Annotated in this window: 22 protein-coding genes; 10 read left to right on the forward strand and 12 right to left on the reverse strand. The window is 43.0% G+C overall.

What is annotated here, in order from left to right; translation table 11 throughout:
* Window positions 1–135: 135 nt before the first annotated feature.
* Genes pspC through pspA form a run of 3 tightly spaced genes read right to left on the reverse strand, consistent with a single transcriptional unit; the run spans window position 136 to window position 1,448 of the window.
* Window positions 136–540, reverse strand: coding sequence for an envelope stress response membrane protein PspC (pspC, locus tag MHM98_RS05410; protein ID WP_239438256.1), 405 nt, complete (start codon window positions 538–540; stop codon window positions 136–138).
* Window positions 537–776, reverse strand: a complete 240-nt coding sequence (pspB, locus tag MHM98_RS05415) for an envelope stress response membrane protein PspB (protein WP_239438257.1) — start codon at window positions 774–776, stop codon at window positions 537–539. The genes pspC and pspB overlap by 4 nt, the downstream gene beginning before the upstream one ends.
* A 12-nt stretch (window positions 777–788) precedes the next feature.
* Window positions 789–1,448: a phage shock protein PspA gene (gene pspA / locus MHM98_RS05420; protein ID WP_239438258.1), complete on the reverse strand. Its 660-nt coding sequence runs from the start codon at window positions 1,446–1,448 to the stop codon at window positions 789–791.
* A 190-nt stretch (window positions 1,449–1,638) separates the two neighbouring features.
* Between pspA and pspF the strand changes: the two genes are divergently transcribed.
* From pspF to MHM98_RS05460, 8 genes are all read left to right on the forward strand, one after another.
* The gene (gene pspF, locus MHM98_RS05425; RefSeq protein WP_239438259.1) at window positions 1,639–2,718 is read left to right on the forward strand and encodes a phage shock protein operon transcriptional activator; all 1,080 of its coding nucleotides are present in this window, start codon (window positions 1,639–1,641) and stop codon (window positions 2,716–2,718) included.
* Between the two features lie 79 nt (window positions 2,719–2,797).
* A complete protein-coding gene (locus MHM98_RS05430) occupies window positions 2,798–4,513 on the forward strand; it encodes an ABC transporter substrate-binding protein (protein ID WP_239438260.1) in 1,716 nt (571 codons plus the stop codon).
* Window positions 4,513–5,544, forward strand: a complete 1,032-nt coding sequence (locus tag MHM98_RS05435) for an ABC transporter permease subunit (protein WP_239438261.1) — start codon at window positions 4,513–4,515, stop codon at window positions 5,542–5,544. Before MHM98_RS05430 ends, MHM98_RS05435 begins: the two co-directional genes overlap by 1 nt.
* Window positions 5,531–6,424 carry an ABC transporter permease subunit gene (locus MHM98_RS05440; RefSeq protein WP_239438262.1) on the forward strand — a complete coding sequence of 298 codons (894 nt, stop codon included), beginning with the start codon at window positions 5,531–5,533 and terminating at the stop codon, window positions 6,422–6,424. The genes MHM98_RS05435 and MHM98_RS05440 overlap by 14 nt, the downstream gene beginning before the upstream one ends.
* Complete coding sequence (locus MHM98_RS05445; protein WP_239438263.1) at window positions 6,424–7,419, forward strand: oligopeptide/dipeptide ABC transporter ATP-binding protein; 996 nt, start codon at window positions 6,424–6,426, stop codon at window positions 7,417–7,419. The genes MHM98_RS05440 and MHM98_RS05445 overlap by 1 nt, the downstream gene beginning before the upstream one ends.
* 1 nt (window position 7,420) lies before the next feature.
* Window positions 7,421–8,188 carry an ATP-binding cassette domain-containing protein gene (locus tag MHM98_RS05450; protein WP_239438264.1) on the forward strand — a complete coding sequence of 256 codons (768 nt, stop codon included), beginning with the start codon at window positions 7,421–7,423 and terminating at the stop codon, window positions 8,186–8,188.
* Between the two features lie 23 nt (window positions 8,189–8,211).
* Window positions 8,212–8,490 (forward strand): peptidylprolyl isomerase PpiC, encoded by a 279-nt coding sequence (gene ppiC / locus MHM98_RS05455; protein WP_275441424.1) that lies wholly within the window; start codon window positions 8,212–8,214, stop codon window positions 8,488–8,490.
* Window positions 8,491–8,554: 64 nt separating this feature from the next.
* Window positions 8,555–9,148 carry a hypothetical protein gene (locus MHM98_RS05460; RefSeq protein ID WP_239438265.1) on the forward strand — a complete coding sequence of 198 codons (594 nt, stop codon included), beginning with the start codon at window positions 8,555–8,557 and terminating at the stop codon, window positions 9,146–9,148.
* A gap of 6 nt (window positions 9,149–9,154) precedes the next feature.
* On the opposite strand, the gene MHM98_RS05465 is transcribed toward MHM98_RS05460, so the two are convergent.
* Window positions 9,155–12,172 (reverse strand): DUF3857 domain-containing protein, encoded by a 3,018-nt coding sequence (locus MHM98_RS05465; RefSeq protein ID WP_239438266.1) that lies wholly within the window; start codon window positions 12,170–12,172, stop codon window positions 9,155–9,157.
* 25 nt (window positions 12,173–12,197) lie between these two features.
* Window positions 12,198–12,836: a 3'-5' exonuclease gene (locus tag MHM98_RS05470; protein ID WP_239438267.1), complete on the reverse strand. Its 639-nt coding sequence runs from the start codon at window positions 12,834–12,836 to the stop codon at window positions 12,198–12,200.
* 185 nt (window positions 12,837–13,021) lie between these two features.
* On the opposite strand from MHM98_RS05470, the gene MHM98_RS05475 reads away from it, so the two are divergent.
* Window positions 13,022–14,695 carry a M1 family metallopeptidase gene (locus tag MHM98_RS05475; protein WP_239438268.1) on the forward strand — a complete coding sequence of 558 codons (1,674 nt, stop codon included), beginning with the start codon at window positions 13,022–13,024 and terminating at the stop codon, window positions 14,693–14,695.
* Between the two features lie 54 nt (window positions 14,696–14,749).
* Here the strand turns inward: MHM98_RS05475 and MHM98_RS05480 are convergent, their stop codons facing one another.
* From MHM98_RS05480 to MHM98_RS05505, 6 genes are all read right to left on the reverse strand, one after another.
* The gene (locus MHM98_RS05480; RefSeq protein WP_239438269.1) at window positions 14,750–15,016 is read right to left on the reverse strand and encodes a hypothetical protein; all 267 of its coding nucleotides are present in this window, start codon (window positions 15,014–15,016) and stop codon (window positions 14,750–14,752) included.
* A 27-nt stretch (window positions 15,017–15,043) separates the two neighbouring features.
* Window positions 15,044–15,520 (reverse strand): hypothetical protein, encoded by a 477-nt coding sequence (locus MHM98_RS05485; RefSeq protein WP_239438270.1) that lies wholly within the window; start codon window positions 15,518–15,520, stop codon window positions 15,044–15,046.
* Between the two features lie 88 nt (window positions 15,521–15,608).
* Window positions 15,609–16,097: a DUF2199 domain-containing protein gene (locus MHM98_RS05490; protein WP_239438271.1), complete on the reverse strand. Its 489-nt coding sequence runs from the start codon at window positions 16,095–16,097 to the stop codon at window positions 15,609–15,611.
* An 8-nt stretch (window positions 16,098–16,105) separates the two neighbouring features.
* Window positions 16,106–16,444 (reverse strand): hypothetical protein, encoded by a 339-nt coding sequence (locus MHM98_RS05495; RefSeq protein ID WP_239438272.1) that lies wholly within the window; start codon window positions 16,442–16,444, stop codon window positions 16,106–16,108.
* A 34-nt stretch (window positions 16,445–16,478) separates the two neighbouring features.
* Window positions 16,479–16,820 carry a cupin domain-containing protein gene (locus MHM98_RS05500; protein ID WP_239438273.1) on the reverse strand — a complete coding sequence of 114 codons (342 nt, stop codon included), beginning with the start codon at window positions 16,818–16,820 and terminating at the stop codon, window positions 16,479–16,481.
* A 7-nt stretch (window positions 16,821–16,827) separates the two neighbouring features.
* Window positions 16,828–17,736 (reverse strand): M23 family metallopeptidase, encoded by a 909-nt coding sequence (locus tag MHM98_RS05505; RefSeq protein ID WP_239438897.1) that lies wholly within the window; start codon window positions 17,734–17,736, stop codon window positions 16,828–16,830.
* A gap of 155 nt (window positions 17,737–17,891) precedes the next feature.
* On the opposite strand from MHM98_RS05505, the gene MHM98_RS05510 reads away from it, so the two are divergent.
* On the forward strand, window positions 17,892–19,940 hold the full coding sequence (locus tag MHM98_RS05510) for a S9 family peptidase (RefSeq protein WP_239438274.1): 2,049 nt from the start codon (window positions 17,892–17,894) through the stop codon (window positions 19,938–19,940).
* Window positions 19,941–20,205: 265 nt separating this feature from the next.
* On the opposite strand, the gene MHM98_RS05515 is transcribed toward MHM98_RS05510, so the two are convergent.
* On the reverse strand, window positions 20,206–21,990 hold the full coding sequence (locus tag MHM98_RS05515) for a GGDEF domain-containing protein (protein WP_239438275.1): 1,785 nt from the start codon (window positions 21,988–21,990) through the stop codon (window positions 20,206–20,208).
* Between the last annotated feature and the right edge of the window lie 6 nt (window positions 21,991–21,996).

The following is a 21,996-nucleotide window of genomic DNA, read 5'->3' on the forward strand; positions in this document are numbered from 1 at the left end:
TCCATGGCACCGCTCGATTGCTTACATGGATGTAAGTACATAGATTTTCAGGAGTCTAGAATCTTGACCGTTCATCCTGAACATATAAAGCCGCCAATCTCTCGATTGGCGGCTTTTTACTATCTATTGAAATTACTATTTCAAATTATCAATTTGACGTGCTAAATCAAATTCCTTTGAAGTAACGAAACTCTCAACATTTCTAAGACGTAATTCGATTTGACGAAACTGTGTCTTAACTTCGCGAAACGCTTCGCGTGGCGGTTGTCCCTGCTGCCATACTTTCGATTTTACCGATACCGTGTGGTCTAAGCCGCCAATGTTTGGTTGTACATAGGGCTTTTTATCTAACATAAACCACGCTGCGATATACATTAGAAAAACAAAACCTGCACCGCCTAGGAAGAACGCCGACAACACACCGACGCGAACCAACCAAACTTCCATGTTAAATCGCTCTGCAATCCCTGCACATACACCAGCGATCTTGCCTTGTTGTGGAATTCGATAAAACTCTTTCACTGGTTCTTGTTGGTTCATTGCTTTGCTCTCCATTGTGGTGCTTCAGCATCTAAAATTGACTCTAAGGTTTCAATGCGCACTGCCATCGCTTCCGCTTGTTGGCTTAGTGATGTTAGCTCTTGATACTCTTCATCAGTTAACCCTTGACTTACTTGGCGCTTGCTGCGGTAATGTAGGAATAGCCACATCGGTGCAACAAAAACTAAAAACAGTGCTGTTGGAACTATGATTACCGCTAATACTCCTTCATCCATCGCTAATCCTCCCTATTTCTTTTTCATTTTCTTTTTAAGTGCTTCTAACTCATCTGAAATGGCGTCTTGCTGTTCTAACTCGGCAAATTCGTCATTTAATGAACGAGCACCTAAATCTTGGGCTTCAACTTGCGACTCTAAATCTTCAACACGGCGTTCGTATTGTTCGAACTTATCGATAGAGCTTTGGATCTTGCTAGAATCTAGTTGATTCTTCACTTTTAAGCGTGACGTCGCTGTTTCAGTGCGAATAACCATGCTCTTTTGACGAGCACGCGCTTCATCTAATTTAGTTTGCAGTTGAACAACTTCTTCTTTAAGTAGCTCTAGCTGCTCTTCAATTTGCTTCATATCTTCACTAAGCGCTGTAGCAAGCTCTGCACATTTTTGCTTTTCAACCAGTGCAGCGCGAGCTAAATCTTCGCGATCTTTGCTAAGCGCTAGCTCAGCTTTTGATTGCCACTCAGCTTCTTGATTAGAAGCGCGAGTTACGCGACGTTGTAATTCTTTCTTTTGTGCAATTAGGCTTGCAGAGTTAGAGCGAACTTCAACTAAGGTATCTTCCATTTCTTGAATGATCAGGCGAACCATTTTCTTTGGATCTTCCGCCTTGTCTAATAGTGACGTGATATTCGAGTTAACGATATCTGCAAATCTGCTAAAAATTCCCATAATGAACTTCCTCTTATCTTCGAAACTTTATGAATTTGATTTATGGTATTCAGGATTGATGCCAGTCTAACATTTAATTCCTAAACCATTAAAAATTAAGTAAATAATTATTTTTTAGTTTGTGATATTTTTCTGCCAACTTATTTGTTAGACTAATTTTTAGTTAATTAAACCAATAAAAAGCATAACTATGAGTCGTTTTAACAAAAAAGATAACCTAGTGGGTCAAGCTGCTAGTTTTTTGGAAGTTTTAGATCACGTTTCCCTAGCTGCACCAATCAATAAACCCGTTCTTATTATTGGCGAGCGCGGCACAGGTAAGGAGCTCATTGCCGAGCGTTTACATTATCTATCCAAACGCTGGGATGCCAACTACGTCAAACTAAACTGTGCGACTCTATCAGAAAGCGTCTTGGAAAGTGAACTCTTTGGTCACGAATCAGGTGCCTTTACTGGCGCAAGTAAACGCCATGAAGGCCGTTTTGAACGCGCCAATGGCGGTACACTGTTTCTAGACGAACTAGCTAACACCTCACTGCGTGTGCAAGAAAAACTACTCAATGTTATTGAATATGGTGAATTTGAGCGCGTAGGTGGCACGCGTCCAGTTAAAACCGATGTCAGACTTATTTGTGCTACCAATGAAGATTTACCAAGCTTAGTGGCGAAAGGGAAATTCCGAGCCGACTTACTAGATCGCCTAGCCTTTGATGTAATCACCCTCCCGCCGTTAAGACACCGCCAAGAAGATATCCTGTTACTAGGCGAAACTTTCGCGATTAATATGGCGCGTCAATTAGAGCTTGAGTACTTTGGTGGTTTTGGCGCCAAAGCCAAACAAACCCTACTTAGTTACGATTGGCCGGGTAACGTGCGTGAACTTAAAAATGTGGTTGAGCGTTCACTATACCGTCATGACAACGCGGCGCTACCACTACAGAAGATCTTAATCGACCCATTCGAGTCTGCATTTAGACCACAACAATCAATTGCCTCTTCGGTGGTTGCAAGTGATAACGTTGCTCCTATGCCAACGCAAACCACTAGTGCACCTGCTGCAACTAGCCCAGAGCCAGCGGCTAAAGCGACTTTCCCGCTAGATTTTAAAACCGTTACCCAAGACTTTGAAATTGACCTAATTAAACAAGCCCTTGCCAGTGCCCAATTTAGCCAGAAGAAAGCCGCTGAACAATTAGGTGTGACCTACCATCAACTGCGTGGCTTACTCAAAAAATATCAACTGCTAGAGTCTAGTGCCGCCAATGAGTAATCTTTTGCTCTAAGCGAATAGTCATTTGGTCTAAATGAGTCACAAAAACGCCGAGATACCTGATTTTACGTCTATAATTATGTTGATGTTACAGGGACTTGGCGTTACATTAGCAAATATCACTAGCGGCGCTCACACCAGCATGAAAAATTGGTTAATTTTTGTTTTAAAAGTATGCTTTATCACTAGCATTTTGATGCTAGTAGGTTGTGGCCCTAGTGTTGATAAAAACCTCCATACGCCGGGTATTGTATATTGCTCAGAAGGCGATCCAACATCCTTTAATCCACAGCTAACCACCAACGGCACTACCACTGATGCGTCGTCGTATCAGATATACAACCGCTTAGTTGAATACGACCCTGCGCTTGGCAGCATAGTACCAGCGTTAGCCCGTCACTGGTTTATTAACGAAGATGGCACCAGTTACACGTTTTACCTGCGCAAAAACGTAAAATTCCACAGCAATAAAGATTTTACGCCAACGCGCGATTTTAATGCCGACGATGTGCTGTTTAGCTTTAACCGCGTCATAGATGCTGCTCATCCATACCACCAAGTGTCTGGTGGCAGCTATCCGTTTTTCCAAAGCGTTGGCTTTACCGATATCATCAACAAAATCGTAAAAGTGAATGACTACATGATAGTGATTCACCTGACAGAAAAAGACGCCTCATTTATGGCCAACCTCGCAGCAAACTTTGCGGTGATTCAATCTAAAGAATACGCCGATCAACTAGCGGCGCAAAACAAACAAGCACAAATCGATAGCAAGCCAATTGGTACAGGCCCATTTGTCCTCGATTCTTACTTTCAAAATGACCACATTCGCTACAAGCCAAATCTTAACTACTGGAATGGCGCGCCAGCGATTGAACAACTGGTATTTGATATCACGCCCAAAAGTACCAACCGCATCGCTAAATTGATGACTGGTGACTGTGATGTCTCGGCACTGCCGCAATCGAGTGAAATCGATATCATTCGTCAAAACAAGAAACTCGAACTACAAATCCAAACAGGATTTAACGTATCTTATCTTGGGTTTAACACCGAACGCGTGCCCTTTAACGAACCTAAGGTGCGCCAAGCATTAGCACATGCCATTAATAAACGAGCCATTGTCGAAGCTGTGTATTACGGCAGTGCGACTATTGCCGATAGTGTTTTACCATCTCTGTCTTGGGCATATAACGATGCGTTACCGCCTTACGAATACAATATCGATAAAGCAAAAGCACTGCTAGCAGAAGCTGGATACGCCGATGGTTTTGAAATGACCTTGTGGGCAGCTCCCGTGCAGCGAATTTACAATCCTAACGCCATCAAAACTGCCGAATTAATTCAAGGACAACTAAAGAAAATCGGCGTTGAAGTTAAAATTGTGACCTATGGCTGGAATGTGTTTATCGAGAAGCTCAACGACTATAGCTACGACTCACTGTTGCTTGGCTGGACCGCTGACAATGCGGATCCCGACAACTTCTTTAGGCCACTATTTAGTTGTGCTGCACTGCTATCTGGTGGTAATCGCGTTAACTGGTGTAACGATAATTTCGATGAAACCATTAACCAAGCTATCGCCTTTACCGACGAGAAAAAACGCGTTCCGTTTTATTTGGCAGCGCAGCAAAGCCTTAATGAACAAGTGCCCTTGATTCCTATTGCTCACGCGCTGCGCTTTCAGGTTAAGAGTCGTAATATCAGTGGTATGTCGCTCAATCCGTACGGTGGAATTTCATTTGCCAAGGCAAAACGCAAGGCTGCTGTTAATCAAGCGGGAGGTGCTCAGTAATGTGGTTTTACATTGTTAGACGCATCAATCTGTTTGTTTTTACGGTCGCCGTTTTATTTCTATTAGTCTTTATCATGCTCAATGCGCTACCTGGTGAATTAGCGACTAACCTTAGTGGCGTGCAAAACCCAACTATCGCCCAATACGATGCCATAGTGGCGCAATACCAGCTGGATAAAAGCTGGTTTAATCAATACATTTCCTTTATTAAACAGCGAATACACGGCGACTTTGGCGTTTCTTTTAGCGATGCGAAACCTATTTTCGATGAGATGCTACGCTTGCTGCCAGCAACGATTGAACTGTGTATTTACGCCATGACTATCGCTTTATTACTAGGCTTGCCGCTGGGTATTATTGCGGCGGTTTACTACAAAAAGTTTGGTGATTTTTTCCTGTTAGGTACCAGTCTGATTGGCTATTCTATTCCGGTATTCTGGCTCGGCGTTATCGCCATAATGTATTTTGGTTTAGATCTGCAATGGCTACCCGTAGCTGGCAAACTCAACCTGTTATATCAAGTAGAGCACGTGACGGGCTTTACCCTGATTGATATCTACTTGTCAGATATTCAATACAAGCAATTGGCTTATCAAGATGCGCTAGCTCACCTTGTGATGCCAACAATCACGCTAGCTGTTATTCCTTGTGCTATCGTATTTCGCATCACGCGCACCACTATGCTCGAAGAGCTCAATGCCAATTATATTAAAGCTGCGCAAGCACGTGGATTGCACCCCCTTTCAGTCATTTTTCATCATGCTCTGCCAAACGCGATTCAGCCAGTATTATCACAAATCACGCTGCAACTAAGTACGCTACTCACGAGTGCTATGGTAACGGAAGTGATTTTTTCGTGGCCTGGGATTGGTCAATGGTTGATTCAAGCGACCTATCAGCAAAATTATCCAATTATTAGCGCAGGTATATTGGTCTGTGCCGGATTTGTAATTGTAGTGACAGTGATCAGCGACGTCTTGTTGATTGCTACCACCCCTAGAAGAAGGAGCGCTGAGTATGGCTCGATCTGATAGCATTTACCAAGAAGAAACTATTCCGTCACCATTGCGTCAAATTTGGCTAAACTTCGTTAGTTATCCGGTGGCAATGCTAGGTTTGTGGGTATTTTTAGGCTTTTTACTCATCACCATAATCGCCCCGTTTATTGCGCCGTACCCTCCAGGATTGCAGCACCCCGATGCGCTTTTATATCCGCCGTCATGGCATGAAAATGGTCAAGTTGCTTACTTCTTTGGCACCGACGATTTAGGACGTGATATTTTCTCAGATCTTTTACACGGCGTGCGCACCACCTTTGGTGCTAGCCTGATCGTGACAATTTTTGCAGCATTTTTCGGCATTTTGATTGGTATTTTATCCGGCATGTCTCGCGGCTTAAAATCGAGTATTCTCAACCACATTCTCGACGCGACCTTAGCGATTCCATCTCTACTGCTTGCCATTGTTCTGGTTGCCATTAGCGGCCAAACCATGACCAACGTAATGATCGCCGTAGGCATTGCCCTTGTGCCGCAATTTGTTCGTGCTACTCATACCGCCGTTCATCATGAGCTATCGCGAGAGTATGTCATCGCCGCTAAACTCGATGGTGCTAATAAATTTCAAATCTTCTATAACGTCATTTTGCCTAACGTACTCAATGCACTGATTGTTCAATTTACCTTGGCAATATCCATCGCCATTATCGATATTGCAACGCTAGGCTTTTTGCGTATTGGCGCGCCATCGTCAACCTCTGAATGGGGCACTATGCTGGCAGACGGCGTCGATTTGATATTTATTGCGCCGTGGAACGTTACCTTCCCCGGTATGGCAATTTTCGCGAGCGTACTAGCTGTTAACTTTATCGGTTACGGCCTGCAACGCGCGGTGAAGGAGGGTCTGGGATAATGCCATTACTCGACATTCGCAACCTTAGCATTGAATTTGATAGTCCTCACGGTCGCATTCGCGCGGTAGACAGAGTGAATTTGTCGCTTAACGCTGGCGAGATAATGGGATTGGTAGGCGAATCTGGCTCAGGCAAAAGTCTAGTGGCCAAAGCCATTATGGGCATATTAACCGATCGCTGGACAGTATCAGCCGACCGCCTACGCTACAACGGCGTCGATTTACTAGGACTTAGTGCCAGCGAACGTCGTAAATTGATGGGGCGTGAAATTGCAATGGTATTTCAAGAGCCATCATCAAGCCTCGATCCCAACGATACCGTTGGCCATCAATTTCACGAATCCTTGCCGATGGACGAGTGTGATGTGCCCTTTTATCGCCGTAAAAAATGGCGTGACGAGCAAATCAAAAGCTTATTACACAAAGTCGGTATTCGCGATCATAAACGCGTACTAAAAAGCTACCCGCATGAGCTTTCTGAGGGGATGTGTCAAAAGGTATTAATCGCCATGACAATCGCCTACAAACCGCGCTTGCTAATTGCTGATGAACCGACAACAGTTATCGAAGCAGGCGCGCAAGATCAAATATTCAAGCTGTTTAAAAAGCTCAATCAACTTAATGAAGTTTCTATTTTGCTTATTACTCACGATTTAGAACACGTTGAGAATTGGACTGAAACACTTACCGTAATGTACTGTGGCCAAACCGTTGAGTCAGGCTTTACTAAAGATATTTTCAAGCAGCCATTTCATCCATACACCATGGCGCTATTGCAAAGCATGCCTCATTTTGACGAGCTGCTAAACCACAAATCGCAGCTCACTACCTTATCGGGGTGTGTTCCATCATTACAGCATTTACCAATCGGTTGTCGTCTTGGGCCGCGCTGTCCCCGCGCACATCGCAAATGTGTAGAAACGCCTGTCATGGAAAAGTCTCGTGGTCACTACTTTAGCTGCCATTTCCCGTTAACTGAGAGTGTAGAATCCTAATATGAGTACCTTACTTAAAGTTAACAACCTAACCAAATCCTTTAAGGTGGGCTATCGCTGGTTAATCCCGCAATACCAACGTGCTTTAGGGCCTGTTTCCTTTGAATTAGCAGAGCAACAAACCCTATCCATCGTTGGTAATGCCGGCTCAGGAAAAACCACCCTAGCACGCATTTTAGTAGGCGCTGAGCAACGCACCTCTGGCGAAATTATTCTCGAAGGTGAACAGCTAGAAATTAAAAACCATATTCAGCGTTGTTGTGCTATTCGGATGATTTTCCAAGATGCTAACACCAGTCTCAATCCGCGAATGCGTATTGGCAACCTGCTAGAAGAGCCACTGAAATTTGCCACCGATATGCCAGCGAAAGATCGCGAGCAAGAAGTTTATAGCAAACTACGTCAAGTTGGCTTATTGCCAGAGCACGCTCACTTCTACCCACATATGATTTCTGGCGGCCAAAAACAGCGGATTGCGGTTGCTCGTGCGCTAATGCTAAATCCGCATATCATTGTGGCAGATGAAGCACTATCGGTACTTGATATGTCGGTGCGTTCGCAAATTATTAATCTGCTATTGAAACTACAACAAGAAATGGGATTGTCGTATATTTTCGTATCCCATAACATTAACGTGGTGCGTCACATTAGTGACAAAGTGATGGTGTTAGACCAAGGACAAGTGGTTGAATCAGGTGATGCAGAGCAAGTATTTAAAGCGCCAAAGCACGATCAAACGCGTAAATTGTTATATAATCTCGGCCATTAATTTATTCATCAAGGTCAGAGATTATGCCTACCGCCAGCGCCGTACACATTTTAGTAAAAACCCAGAAAGAAGCCGAGAAACTAAAACAGCAACTTGCTAAAGGTGCGAGCTTTGCTGATCTTGCAAAGAAACACTCTACCTGTCCATCAGGAAAAAAAGGTGGCAACCTCGGTGAGTTCAGACCGGGTCAAATGGTTAAGGCTTTTGATAACGTCGTATTTAAAAAACCTATTTTAGAAGTCCACGGCCCCATCAAAACTCAGTTTGGTTATCACCTGATAAAAACACTTTATCGCAACTAGTGAAATTATTGCCGTTGTGCCAAAATTAGTAGCCTGAAACAGGCTACTAACATGGACAACACAGATGGATTCAGCGAACAAAACTCCAACCTCAAATTCAACACAACCAGCGCGTTTTACGCAAAGACTCGACAATAGAGAGCTCACCAAAACCAGTTTTTGGATCAGCCAGATCTTTATGATTATTGCGACCATCACTGGTGTGTATTTGGCAGCTCAAGAAGGTTTATCGCAAGCCATTCAGTTTGATTCACTCAATCGCCAAGAAAACAACTATCACCTGCGTCGCTCCCTCGACAATGAAATTACCGCTAACATCGCAACACTCAAAGAGTACGCCGATTTGGTTGCATCAAACAAAGTTTACGACTTGAAATCACAACGCCCTGTGCTGCTGAAATTCGTATGGGAAAATATGAAATTCTCATCATCAACGCTAGAAACACCGTCTGACATACTGTCGCAAGCAAGTCACTTTTACGCCCAATCTGACGACATTATTCGCCGCATTGAAAACCGTAAATACGGCGCGACATTCGGCTCGAAAAAACTGCGTGAATTAATAAATGAAATGGAAAATAACGGACTAAAAGCGCTGCGAGCTAACCACCAGCAACTGGCCGCTAAGCTCGCTCAATCAGGTATTGTAGTTAACTAGCTCTGCTTATTTACTAGCTGACGGCTTAATGCGCTGCCATTGCGCATTAAGCTGCTGATAAAAATACTCATCATCACCGCCTGCCTTCGGCACATAAAGATCGAAGTTACTATCATCTAGTCGAGTCACCGTAATGGTAGCGTTAAATGAGCCTTCCCCCGGTTTAAATTCAATGGTTTTAATATCACTAAAAGCGGCGCGCTCGACATTAAAGTCCTTCTGGGCATCAAACCAATAGGAAAATACATTGTCCTTTGTAAAACCATTACCATCTTTTGTCATATCAAGCAGCGCATCACTGTAAAACAAGGTTGGAACTTCATCTTCCATCAGTACGGCATTACGACGCATAAACTGAATATCATGTGGCCACAATGCATCAGTCGCCACCACGCGTTGCGACGGCACAAAGTGACTCCACTGGGCTGCTACATACACCACACTTGGTAAAAACAGCGCTAGCATGGCTAAATGACGAGGCAACCAGCGATTGTTAAAGTTCACTTCTTGCTGATGTTCTTTGTTGGCACTATTAATCGCCGCCACCATTGGCCACAAACTAACGGCGATAATCGCAGGGGTAATCAACCAATAGTGATCGTAATAACTGACCCACGCCGCGATCAAAAACAACAGATACATCACTAATGCCAAAGATACTGATAGTAGTTTTGGAAAGGAAAGCTTCATGTGGTGATTATCTATTTCGCGGATCCGCAGCCACAATGGAATAAACCACAACACGCCAAATACAGCGCGAATAAAAGGTGATAGCGACTCACCAGTGCGCTCTTTAATAGCTTGCCACTGGCGATACATCCAATAGCTCGGATAAAATCCAAGGGTTAAGAGAGATAACACCAATACCTTGGTAAAACTCACAGGATAGAGGAATGTTTGTGGTTTTCGATTGTATTCGCTGCCATCAATTAACCACGCCATCATTATCACGCCATAACCGACAAAAAACACGGTAACGACGGCAAGACTCACTAGCTTCTCAACACTGGTGTAGTTATTACTGCTAGATTCACTTGGCGCTGTGTCTATGTAGTCAGAAATTGAATAGTAAGTTTCCTTGCGAGCTGCTTCTCGCTGCTTATTGTAGGCTGCTAGGTTTTCAACGCTAACAAAGCCCACTTTAGAGCGGTATTCATAATCGATCGTTAATTCGCGTGCTTGCTCATCAAAATTCAATTGATAATTAAAGTAATAAAAATCGTTATCTTGCTTTAATGAGTCTTGATTAAACTCCCAACCATCTTCGCCAATTAATACCTTAATTTGCTGTTTAACGTGCACCGGATGGCTCAAATAATACGGTGAATTACGCTTGAGCTGTGACGGTTTCTTTAAATAGCCGCGAATGGCATGGGCGTAAAACTCGCCGTCAAAGCGTCCTGAACCTTGCTCTTGCCAAAAGTCATTAAGCTGATAATGTTCAGTAAGATTGACCTGCCCTGTCGTAGCATCTTGCGACACGGCAATAGGAGTGATTGTCTCTGTTTGCGCGTAATAATCGCGATAAAAATTAAGGTAATCTTTCTCCAATTCCGCTAAGCCATCTTCGGCAACGCGGCGGCGGTTTCTATCGGCTATATTGCCAAGGTATTGCGATTCAACCGTCAATTTAGCTGGCTTGCCTCCACCCTCAGTGACATCAAATATCTCTTGCACAAACTCGCCAACCTTACGCTCGCTCTCATCCATAGAAATTAGCTGGTTGCTGCCAGGCTTAATCAATAACGCAACGTCATAGTTTGGCTGAAAAATATCATCGATTTGTCCCGCCTGAAAACTCAATGTTGGATCAAACCAATAATGCTTATCGCCCATCACAACCTGCGCAATAACGTGATCAAAGCTGCCAACGCCCGGTGGTACATTTAGCAAACCACGGCCATCGTCGGTATTAACTAACGCTGGATACGCCTCGATGCCCAACGCCTTGAGAATAGAAACAAAGAGAACTACTTTGTCTTTACAATCGCCGTAGCGTCTTTCTAAGGTTTCACTAGCGTGGGAAGGTTGATGAGAGTTGCGCCCCATTTCAATACCAAAATAACGCACATCGTCTTGCACCACTTTTAGCGCCGCAGCGACTTGCTGCTGTGGTGTTTTGTGCGCCAACTGAATATCCAGCACTAATTGGTTTAACGCGCTATTTTCATTGTCAGAAAATGCGGCTTGATACATCGGCAATGCCCAATCAACAATCTCGCCCCAGCTTTTAGATTGAGTAAAATACAGACGCTGATATGGCTCAAACCAATCAGGAGTTTGACTGTTGTAGTCGTGATATTCGCCATCAATACGCTCAAACTCATACAGTGCATAAGATTTGCCGCTATCATCTGTGCTCGTCGATTCACTGATTTTAAAATTCTCATCAGAAGCACTCACGTAAAGCGGCGCCTCTTTACCCCACAACACACTGACATATTGCTGATGCAAAGGCACCGACCAGCTGACGTACGGACGATAGTTATACAGCCCCTGATAGACAGGATTACGGCCGATGCGCGAATAAGAATATTCCAGAACATCGTTAACACGCACATCATCAATAATAATTTTGGCGCTTTGACGGCCATTATATATCAGCTTATCAAATTCAGGTTCAACGCTAATTAATTTGATATCGCTAGCCGCTAATTTGTCGAGCACTTCACCATCGCGAATTATATTGAGGCGATGAAACACCACAGACTCATAAATGGGATCGAAAGTAACACTCACCTGCCCTGACTGCTGCACGCCTTTTTGATTAACAATAAGCTCGGCGTAATGCCTAAACGCCTGCGCGTTGTTTTCTGTTACACGATTTTGCTCATCAGCCAGCAAATAATAAGTGCCATTACTAATGTCTTTAATGGGAATTTCTTGCGGTAAATTAGGTGTAATTGATTTTACCCAGCTCGGTGCTGGCTGCTTCGTAGCCTTGCCAACAACAGGCGATGATGCCATAGCGACAGAAGCGTTAGCAAACAAACCAAACAGGATGAATAAACGGAGAAACAGCAAAATGAACGTCCTTGTTGAAACGTAGCTAGAAACTACATTGTTGCAGATTGTAATTTTGAAGCAGGCCAGCGACCTGTTTTTTAGGTGTACAAGAAATCTGTTGCATCAAAGAGAAAGGCACCGAACTAATATGGAACTGCTCGTTAATGATATCGAGCATCGACAGCCACAGTTTCGCCGTCATTTGCGCGTCAAACAACGCTCTGTGAAAATTGCCTTCGCCAGCAAGTGCTAAGTGCTTCACTAAGTTGCCTAAACTATGACTGTTAGAATCGGTAATCAAACGGCGTGCGGCGAGCAGCGAGCAAGTAAATTCACCACCATATTGTCGATTGATTAGCCCTAGCTCATGCTCTAAAAACTTCTGATCGAAAGAAGCGTTATGCGCCAATAAATTATCGTCACCAATAAAGTCACAAAACTCCGCCATTACTTCACGACATGGCCGTGCGTCAGCTAACATCTCATTGGTGATGCCGGTGTAATCTTCAATAAAACTACTGACCTGACGACCCGGATTCATTAACGATTGAAATTGCTCGGTAATTTCACCGTCAACAATTCTAACCGCACCAATTTCTATGGCTCTATCGCCATTATCAGGCGAGAGTCCCGTGGTTTCAAAATCCAAAACAACCAGTGAATTGGCCAGCTTATGCGCCATGTAAAATGCTCTTTTTTGAAGGCCTACGGCCTGTAAATAGAAATGCTATCTCTCAACATTACTTTAAAAATTATATTGTTACAAATCTAAGCGCTAATTCTGCGAATAAATTAACCAACGCTTTTGTTTGCACACTACAACACTGCTATATTATGCGCCTATTTCTATTAAGCCTAGGCATGATAATGACAACAATTAAAAACATCGCCACAGCAGGACTTCTACTTAGTGCATTAAGCATTCCTGCGCAAGCTGCCGATTTACTGGTCAACAAAACTAATCCTATATCTCACCAAGAAAAACTGCGCGGCAGCATCACGCCTGAGCGCAGCTGGTGGGATCTAAAACATTACGATCTCTATGTCGATGTCCAGCCAGAAAAACGTTACATCTCTGGCACTAATGTCATGACCTATAAGGTGCTGTCTAACAAAGACCGCTTGCAAATAGAACTGCAACCGCCAATGAAACTAGGCAAGGTGACGCAAAATGGCAAACAATTAAAAGTAGATAAAGACGGTTACACCTACTTTATTCATACGGTAGGTAAACAAGAAATTGGCAAAGAATATCAAGTAACTATTGAGTTTGACGGCCAACCGCAAGTTGCCAAACGCCCACCATGGGACGGCGGCATTCAATGGGAAAAAGATGCCAACGGCAATCACTTTATTGCTACCTCTAATCAAGGCAATGGCGCTAGTATTTGGTGGCCTAACAAGGACCATCCATACGACGAACCAGACAACGGCGCTGATGTATCTGTGGAAGTTCCAGAAAACCTAATGGATATTTCTAACGGCCGCCTCGTGGGTATCGATGAAAATGCAGCACGAAACACCAAGACCTATCACTGGCGCGTAACTAACACCATTAACAACTACGCCATTAGCCTAAACATTGGCGACTACGTACACTTTTCGGAAAAATACCAAGGTGAAAAAGGCGTGCTCGACATGGATTACTACGTGCTGCGCGACAATCTTGCCAAAGCAAAAGTACAATTCAAAGACGCTACGCGCACCATGGAAGCACTTGAGCATTGGTTCGGTCCTTACCCATTTTATGAAGACAGTTTTAAGCTAATCGAAGTGCCATACCTTGGCATGGAACATCAAAGTGCCGTTACCTATGGCAATGGTTATCAAAACGGCTATTTAGGCCGCGATCGCAGCCGCACTGGTTGGGGTTTGAAATTCGATTTCATTATCGTTCACGAATCTGGTCACGAGTGGTTTGCTAATAACCTAACCAACAAAGACGTGGCGGACATGTGGATCCACGAAAGTTTCACCACCTACAGCGAAAACCTGTTTGTGGAATACTTTTACGGCAAAGAAGCAGGTCATGAATACATGCGTGGTCAACGTGCCAATATCGCAAATCAAAGCCCAATTATTGGCACCTATAATGCAGATCGCAGCGGTTCAAGTGACATGTATGACAAGGGTGCAAACATGTTACATACAATCCGCCAAATCGTTGATAACGATAAATTGTGGCGTGAGATTCTGCGCGGCCTAAACAAAGACTTTTACCATCAAATCGTCACAACAGAGCAAATTGAAAAATACTTGAGTGAAAAATCAGGTAAAGATCTCAGCAGTATCTTCGATCAATACCTGCGCGACTATCGCCTGCCAACACTTGAGTACCTAATCAAAGACAAAAAGATGATGGTTCGTTGGAGCAACAGCGTTAAAAACTTCGCGATGCCAATTAAAGTTACCATCGATGGTAAAGAACGCTGGATAACACCAACAACTCGCTGGGCAAGTGTCAAAATCGACAAAGCCAACCCGAGCTTTAGTGTTGATAAGAACTTTTATATTTCAACGCTGAACGTATTGGGTGAATAACTTGCTTGATTAAGTGAGTTTGTAAAAAAGCAGCATTATTGCTGCTTTTTTGTGTCACCGAATTATTTTAGAAATAAAATATACGGCCACAAAACTGACAACAAACTGACCTGTCATCAACATTAAAAGCTTTGGCCAAAATGTCACTTCTTCAGTAAATATAGGATGCCAAAAATACTCGAGTGTTAGATTGCCCGGAAACAATAATGTTTGATAACCAGGCATTGGCCCATTAAAGAATTCCCATAAATTCCAATTAATAATAAAAGCGATTAATCCAACAAATGTTAGGATGATGGCAATCAGTAATGGTGATTTCAAAGACACGAATTCCTCAACGCGGAGAGGTTAATCGCTTAACTCATCTGCTGTAGGCGTTATTAAGGACAGTGGAAAAAAGTTATCACGAATAAACTTAAACAATCTCAGCTCTTTGCCATGATCTATTCTGTCGCGAATAGGAATATGCCACTCACTAAATCCTTTCATTTTTACCATCAATAAATGGATATCTACGCCCCTTTCACGATCATCTTTAACGCCAACTTTATAGCTCATAGCTTCAACCTTTTCTAAAGGGATCGACTCAATACGAAAAATACCATCACGGATATAGAGTTCATCATTAGTGATCCACGCAGCTGGTTTAAGGCCACTTTTAAGACTAACGAACGTAGATAGTAAAAAGACAGGTACAACATACATCAAGATGTCTGAAGTCAGCGACGGTAACTGCCAACAAACAAAAGCGACGAATACTGCAGGGCTAAACATCCCCGAAACAATTTGCAGATAATTTTTACGCCTAGTTAAAACATGTTTCAAAAGTGGTATCTCCGTATAATTAGATTCTTGTTGGTGAGTTATTTTCTAATGTAAAGCGCTTTGTAATGAAAGCTCGTTCGTAGTTCAGCTATCCCATTACTTCATTGATAATTTCATAAGCACGAGCCAATGAGATTCCAGTTGACTGCTCTTGTGACAATGGGTGTTCACTTGGTTCGATAGTTATCGAAGGTACTTGGCCAACAGCACGAGACTGAACACCCGTTTTTAAGTGCATAGTATCAGGATAACGAGGTAACGATGTACATAACCAACCAAAATAAGGTGAATGACTCTCCCTTTCTTCGTCATTCCAATGCGTATTTACATGCTCAAAACTGTCTTTACTCAACGAAACCCATACCGACCAAATAAAAGGATCATCGTGATCAATTACAGGTATTTCAATATGTCCTCTAATAAAAAAGTGTTCGTCATCAATGACGCACAAATCACTATTTTCATTAACCCGCGTGTCATACTCATTAGGCGAAACCAACAAAGATGCAGGAGAATTGGCGCCAAAGCACATTGGTAATTCAGTTAGCTCGCCGTTACATACGCTACAATGACTCATCGTTACTCCTAGTCATAATACCAAGCCTGCTTTTCCATAAATTTACAAAATTCTTCTCTTGCAAATTGGTTAGCATTAGGCGCAGTAGCTGCACGTTTCAACACAAAACCTTCGATAAATTTAGTGCTATTTGGAATTGAAAACCATGCTCTTGGAGTCTTAGGATCGTTAACTAATTTAGTCAGATAAGCCAAACTCGCTTTAGCCTTTTCCTCGTTAAACTCTGACTCATCGATACGCATGTCTTCTGCAATATTTTCATTTACAGGACAAATATTTTTCGCATGCAGTGAGTTTGGTAATACAGAGAAAAATAAAAGTCCCAAAACAAAATATAAATTCTTCATAAAATCACTTCCCAAGTTTGTGAATTAAATTACCTTAAGCAAGCACTCGGTCACCATGACTTATTGGCTGAGAAATCACTAACATTTCAAGCTCATCAGTGCCGTTATTTTTCAATTGATGTGGTTCGCCGGCAGGTACGTGAATACCACTGCCAGCAGCGACTTGATGAATTACACCCGCTATTTCCATTTGTGCGCTTCCCGCTAAAATATAGAAAAACTGTTGCGAATGATTGTGATAATGCCGACACTCTTGCTCGCCAGCGGGCACACGTTCTTGTATTACGCTTAAGCCGTCAGACTTTAACAAATTCCAACCATCACAGTTTTCGCCCCATTTATAATGCTCGGTGTTGTCAGTATTTTTAATATTCATTATTTGCCTAATAATTAACAAAACGTTTTTTCAAAGCGTCAATTCGCATTCCCTTTCGAGGTGTTACGATAGCACCATCACTTGCAATAAAACGAAATGGAACTGAAACTGTTCTAGCGCCAGAATTTTTACGTACAACAAAGTGAAGGTGAGGGCCAGTCGAATAACCGGATGAACCTGATTTCGCCAACAAGTCTCCAGTTTCCACAGTGTCTCCTGCTTTAACAGTAGCCGAACCAGCTATAATATGAGCATAAGTTGCGTATGTTCCGTCCTTATGAAGGATTTTTATATAATTTGCTTTATCAAGAAAGAATTTACTCTTTCCGCCCCATTGATAATCGTCTTTAACCCATATAACAATTCCATCTCTTGCTGCTATTATATTCGTTCTCAATGGTAGAGCTATATCGACGGCAAATTTACTTGGTTCTTTAGAATGTGAAAAAGCGCCATAAAATGCTTGAGTTATTTCATGCGTAGACCGTGATGAAACTGGTATCTTATAAAGAAAGTTGTCCGGTTTGGCTGCCGAGTCTCCCAACCTCCAACGGTATTTATACTTTCCTAACTTGCTAGGCTTTGATAAAAGAACTTCGCGGCTTGCAGCTGAAACTATGAACTTTTTAGAGCCGTTAGAAAACTGTGTTGACTTTACAAGAAACTCAACTGGAGCATGATATGGGTTATTGGCAACTAACTGGATTTTTCCATTCTTTCGGCGAGTGTATACCCTTGGTTCAACCTTTAACGACTCTCTCTTAAATTTTACACTTTTGTATTCATCCTTTTTTAGATCCAAAGGACGTTTATCAGTATAAACCCACTTACCACTCGCGTCCTTGTACTTGAATATCTCATCGCTGTAGACATTATGAGAAAATAATAAAAAAATTATTAATATCAATCTGTACATCACGCCAATAAATCCCTTTTTAATGCCAATAGCGCACTAAAATACTAAAGCTGAAATAATATTGCACGAATTGATTAGACTTAGGCCACTTCCCCTCCCCCACATCCTCAGCTACACTAGCCAATTAACAACAGTTCTCATTTAAAAGGTAATTCGTGACTCATCCCATTGCGCCTATCGCTAAAAAAATCCCGCATCAACTCACCACTCACAATGAAACACGTATCGACAATTACTATTGGATGCGTGATGACAGCCGTACTGATAAAGAAATTCTGGCGCATCTAGAGGCCGAGAATGCTTATTGTGATGCGATGCTAGCACCACAAAAGCCACTTCAAGATGAGCTGTTTGAAGAACTAAAAGGCCGTATTTGCAAAGATGACAATACGGTGCCAGTGAAAGATGGCGATTTTTGGTATCACAGCGAAGTTAGCGGCGATGACGAATATGCCCGCTATTTTCGCAGCACTGATAATAAGTACGCCAATAAGCACTTACTGCTAGATGTGAACGCATTAGCGCAAGAATGTGAGCATTTTGAGCTTGGTGATATGTCGATTAGCACCGATGATAAGCTTCTGAGTTGGGCCAGTGATTTTGACGGCCGCCGCATTTACACTATTCACTTTAAAGATATTGCCAGCGGTGAGCTACTAAGTGATGTGTTGGAAAACACCGAAGGTCAGGTCATTTGGGCCAATGACAGTCAAACGGTGTTTTACGTGAAAAAAGACGAGCAAACTCTGCTGGGCACTCAGCTCTATCGCCACGTTTTAGGCACGCCGCAATCAGATGATGTGATGGTGTATGAAGAAGAAGATCATAGCTTTTACATGAGCCTGAGTAAAAGCCGCGATGAGTCACTTATTTTCATCAACCTCAATGCCACTGAAACCAGCGACACCTTATTTATCGATGCTAATGAGCCAACGGCAGAATTTGCTCCATTAGTCGACGTTATCGAAGGTCACGAATACAACGCAGACAAACTCGGCGATACCTTCTACATCACTTCAAATCATCAAGCGACCAACTTTAAAGTAATGACAGCCACAGTTGAGACCATTGGCGATATTAACCAATGGCAAACCTTGATTGCTCATCGCGATGAGGTGCTAATTGAAGATATCGAAATCTTTAACGATTTCTTAGTCGTGTCTGAACGTGAGCTTGGACAAATTCGTTTTGTGATCCACGCTGGCGACAAACACTACCCAATTGAATTTAACGATCCTTGTTACTACGCCTGCCTTGGTGATAATCCTGAGCCTGAAGCCACTAGCGCGCGTATTTATTACAGCTCGCTTACTACGCCGGGCTCGCTGTTTAGTGTCGATTTAGCTACGACGGCGCAAACGCTACTCAAAGAGCAAAAGGTGCTTGGCGAATTCAATCGCGATGAGTACGAATCACAACGTCTGTTTGTGACTTCCCGTGACAATCAGCAAGTACCAATTTCACTGGTGTATAAGAAATCGTTATTTAAACAAGATGGTACTAACCCAACGCTGCAATATGGCTATGGCGCTTATGGCATTACCATCGACCCTAATTTCAGTCCTCATACTTTAAGTTTGCTCAACCGCGGTTTCGTTTATGTTATCGCCCATATTCGCGGCGGTGAAATGCTTGGTCGTCATTGGTATGAACAAGGCAAAAAGGCGCATAAACAAAACACCTTTAACGACTTTATCGATATTGGTCGTTATCTGATTGAGCAGAAAATTAGTCACCCAAACAAACTCTTTGCCAGTGGCGGCAGTGCTGGTGGCTTGTTGATGGGCGCAGTCATCAATCAAGCGCCTGAGCTTTATCGCGGCGTTGGCTCACACGTGCCTTTTGTGGATGTGCTTACTACCATGCTCGATGAATCTATTCCGCTGACCACCAACGAATATGACGAATGGGGAAATCCTAACGAATTGGCGGCTTATAACACCATCAAAGCTTATTCGCCGATGGATAACATAGTAGCGCAAGACTATCCAAACTTATTAGTCACCACGGGTCTTCACGACTCACAGGTGCAATATTTTGAGCCGATGAAATGGGTGGCTAAGTTGCGTGAATACAATACCAGCGATAACTTGCTGGTGTTTAAGACTGATATGGACAGTGGTCATGCGGGTGCGTCGGGGCGATTTAAAAGTCTGCATGAGAAAGCGTTAGAGATGGCGTTCTTCATTAGTCTAAGCAAATAAGCATAAAAAAACGCCTTAATAACTAAATTATTAAGGCGTTTTTATCATTTAAGAAAAATTAACGGCGTTTGTTACGTGCGCTAATTGTCGCTAAAAATCCTTTTAGTGCTTCATCTGCCTATGCTTGAGCTTTTTCTTCAAGTAAACGAATATCAAATTTTTTGCTGTTGCTCATTGCTAAATCCTAGAGATGTAAGAGGTTCGCCATGATGTGACGATAATGAGCGACAGTGTACAGGCTTATCAATTGCTGTGCTGACAATTTTTATGATGTTGCTTCAATAGTGCCACTTTCCTGGGGAATATCAGCACAGGATGTTGGTTTTGTGCGTCTTGATAAGAAAATTGCCGAGTGGCCGAATTTCTTGGCTTGTTTTTTAGCATCACTCGCCATTTCAGCAATGTCGTGATGAGAACTGCAGACTGTTACATCAGGAGCAACAACACCAACAGCAAGACTCAGTAGCGGGAAAAACTGTTCGTCACCACTGCGTGATTTCGCATAAATGCCAGATTGTGCTAAATCTTGCTTGCTATAAAACTTGCGCACTTCATTATCAAACTCGCTCAGAATTTGCTGACAGTGATGATGCCAGTTATCCCGTTCAAATATTGCCACAAAATCATCGCCGCCAATGTGACCAACAAAGTCACTAGCCAAGCAACTTTGTTGCATTAATTTAGCCACCAGCCCTATGACATCATCGCCTTTCGAATAACCATATACATCGTTAAATGGCTTGAAGTTATTGAGATCAAAATACGCGAAGTAAAATTTGCGTTGTTCACTGAGTAGTCGGTCGACATGACGATAAATGGGCACATTACCCGGCAACAAGGTCAGTGGATTGGCATAACTGGCGTGTTTGATTTGTTGTTGGGTCAGCTGTCTCAGCAAGTCTCGAATCGACCCAATACCAATGTAGTGATCGCGATCGGTAATAATAAAATGCCATTGCAACTGATCATCTTGCTCTGCCGTTACCACTTTGGATAACTCATCGAGACGGGTGCTTGCATCGACGATTACTGGCGAATCATTCATGATTTCTTTGATACGTTTGCGCTCGTTAAGCGCGCGCCCATATGGCGTCGAATACAGCTCTAGAATATCGCTACGCAAAATCATGCCAACTGGCTTTTTACCATCAAGCACCGGAATTGAATTAACGTTGGTATGCTTGTGAAAATAGTTCACCACATCATTAGCGCGCGTATTCATATGAAAGGTTTGCGCGGGTTGTAACAGCGAACTTGCTGTTAGCTCCAATTGCGGTAAATACAAGCTTGAGCGCTGATAATTGAGAATAACCGCAGGCACATCTCGCTTGGGGTAAGATTCAGGTCTAGCAAATAAAAAACCCTGTCCAAAGTTAATACCGAGATCTTGCAGTTGCTCAAATTCTTGTTCGGTTTCAATGCCCTCAGCGAGCACTCGCGCGTTAATTTTCTCACCTAAATTGAGAATGCTTTTAACAAATTCACGCTTAACAGGATCAACATGCAGCTGATTGATAAAGTAGTAATCAATTTTCACAAAATCCGGCTTCACCTGCGACCAGAGCTTTAGCCCGGCATAGCCAGCGCCTAAATCATCCACCGCAATACGAAAACCTAAATCGCGATAATGCATCAGGGCTTTTTGCAACACACTTGGGCTGTCGATAGGGTATTTTTCGCTAAGCTCAATCACCACCTGCTCCGGCAGCAAGCCGCTATCTTTAACATAAGAAAGTGTTTTGCCATGCGGATGGTCGGTTTGCAAAAAGATCATGGGACTGACGTTGAGAAACAACATTCCCTTCAATTCTAAATCGGCGAAACGGGCAATGGATATTTTGCGACAAACTAGTTCAAGCTGTGACAGCAAACCACATTCAAGAGCCGTATCAAACAGCATTTGTGGACTAGCAAGCGCGCTATCTGACGGGCCGCGGATCAGCGCTTCATAGCCATAGAGTTCACACTTATCTGTCGCGTAAATAGGTTGGAATACCGCATTAAGGGATTCGTGTTTAATAATTTGCGCTAACTCTTGCTGTAAGCTCATAATGAT

Source organism: Psychrobium sp. MM17-31 (assembly GCF_022347785.1).
Taxonomy (GTDB): domain Bacteria; phylum Pseudomonadota; class Gammaproteobacteria; order Enterobacterales; family Psychrobiaceae; genus Psychrobium.